This is a genomic window from Pseudomonas sp. P5_A2_2 (genome assembly GCF_054177685.1).
Map to the genome: position 1 here is coordinate 1 of NZ_JBGCUL010000971.1, position 1,843 is coordinate 1,843.

A 1,843-nucleotide genomic window follows, 5' to 3' on the forward strand; every position below is an offset into this window, starting at 1 on the left:
TCCGTGGCGAAACGCTGCGCAATCACTTCCAGCGAGGCATTGAGCACCGACTCCACCAGCGGCTCGCGGACCTTGTTCCAGTAATGGGCGCAGGCGAACAGGATGAAGGCGTGGGTATAGAGGTCTTTACGCTGATCCAGCGGCGCACCTTGTGCATCGACGCTGTAGAACCAGCCGCCGTGCTCGGCATCGTGGAAGTGCCGCTGCAACGAGCGAAACAACGCGGCGGCACGCTCTTCGGCGCCCGACACCTGACCGATCAGGCTGGCAAACAGATACAACTGCCGTGCACAGGCCATGGCCCGGTAGCGTTGCGGTGGCAGCGGTTGGCGTTCGGCATCCAGCGCCTCGTAGGGCAACGCCATATCGGCGTTCCAGCCCGGACCTTGCCAGAGCGGCACGATGACGTTCAGGAAGTGCTGTTGCACCGAGGCGAACAGGGCGGTCAATTCAGGATGAGAGGCGGAGCGGGAAACAGGCGGCATTGGCTGGCGTCGTCACGGCAGGGGCGATTGCGCGACATGTTAGCAGAGAGGCAGACCTGAGAGAGGCTGTGTCTGTCAGGCCGCCATCGCGGGCAAGCCCGCTCCCACAGTAGTTTGTTGTGTGGGAGGGATTTGAGTAACACCAGAAACCGTCCGACGAAGGTGCACGGCAGCGCCCAACGCGCTGCACCTTGTTGCTGTGCGGCCCAAAGACCGACCGCCAGCATCGCCAGCAAGTGATCGAGACCGCCAAGCGGATGGCTGATGCCGGCGATCAAGCCGTTGTCGCCGTGCCCCGGGTGGGCGAAGGCGAGGGGCGGGGTCAGCAGCAGGGCCAGGGCGCCGAGAATGCGTTTGAGTATCATGGATAAGCTTCCTTGTTGAAGTCGTGATCAGGCCGCGGTCAGCAAGCCCTGGCGTTCGATGAAGGCGATGATCTGTTCCAGACCCTGGCCGGTTTTCTGATTGCTGAAGACGAACGGCTTACCGTTGCGCATGCGCTGGGTGTCGCTGTTCATCATCTCCAGCGAGGCACCGACCAGCGGCGCGAGGTCGATCTTGTTGATCACCAGCAGGTCGGATTTGCAGATCCCCGGTCCACCCTTGCGCGGCAGCTTGTCGCCGGCCGAGACGTCGATCACGTAGATCGTCAGATCGGACAGTTCCGGGCTGAAGGTCGCGGAAAGGTTGTCGCCCCCGGACTCCACGAGAATCAGGTCCAGCCCCGGAAAGCGGCGGTTCAGTTGGTCCACGGCTTCGAGGTTGATCGAGGCGTCTTCGCGGATGGCCGTGTGCGGGCAGCCACCGGTTTCCACGCCGATGATGCGTTCCGGCGCCAGGGCTTCGTTGCGCACCAGAAAGTCGGCGTCTTCGCGGGTGTAGATGTCGTTGGTCACCACGGCCAGGTTGTAGCGCTCGCGCAGGGCCAGGCAAAGGGCCAGGGTCAGGGCGGTTTTGCCGGAGCCGACCGGGCCGCCGATGCCGACACGCAGGGGTTGTGTGTTCATGTGATTCTCCAAAATAACAGGCCCTAGGAACGGAACAGACGGCTGTACTGGCGCTCGTGGGCCATACACGCCAAGGACAGGCCGAAAGCGGCACTGCCGTAATGATCGGGATCGATTCGGGTGGCGTTCTGTTGGGCTTGTTGAAGCAGCGGCAACAGTTCGCTGGTCAGGCGCTGGGCGGCTTGCTGACCCAATGGCAAGGTCTTCATCAATACTGCCAACTGGTTTTCCAGCCAGCTCCACAGCCATGCGGCCAATGCATCTTGCGGGCTGATCTGCCAGGCGCGCGCGGCCAAGGCCCAACACAGGGCCAGATGTGGCTCGCTGCGTTGTTCGAGGAAGATGCGGGCA

General features: G+C 62.8%; 3 protein-coding genes and 1 pseudogene. All 4 read right to left on the reverse strand.

Features of this window, described 5'->3' with window-relative positions:
• Positions 1 to 485 (reverse strand): AGE family epimerase/isomerase (locus ACXRVY_RS27885; RefSeq protein WP_458238823.1); only part of this gene is annotated, 485 nt, incomplete at its 3' end.
• A 140-nt stretch (positions 486 to 625) separates the two neighbouring features.
• Positions 626 to 850: pseudogene (locus ACXRVY_RS27890) on the reverse strand (HupE/UreJ family protein); the annotation flags it as partial.
• A gap of 27 nt (positions 851 to 877) precedes the next feature.
• The gene (ureG, locus tag ACXRVY_RS27895) at positions 878 to 1,492 is read right to left on the reverse strand and encodes an urease accessory protein UreG (RefSeq protein WP_007979691.1); all 615 of its coding nucleotides are present in this window, start codon (positions 1,490 to 1,492) and stop codon (positions 878 to 880) included.
• A gap of 23 nt (positions 1,493 to 1,515) precedes the next feature.
• Positions 1,516 to 1,843 (reverse strand): urease accessory protein UreF (locus ACXRVY_RS27900; protein WP_458238824.1); only part of this gene is annotated, 328 nt, incomplete at its 5' end.

Excerpts from the sequence above, each read along its gene's own strand:
- ureG (WP_007979691.1), bottom strand. The coding sequence starts at position 1,492 with ATGAACACACAACCCCTGCGTGTCGGCATCGGCGGCCCGGTCGGCTCC.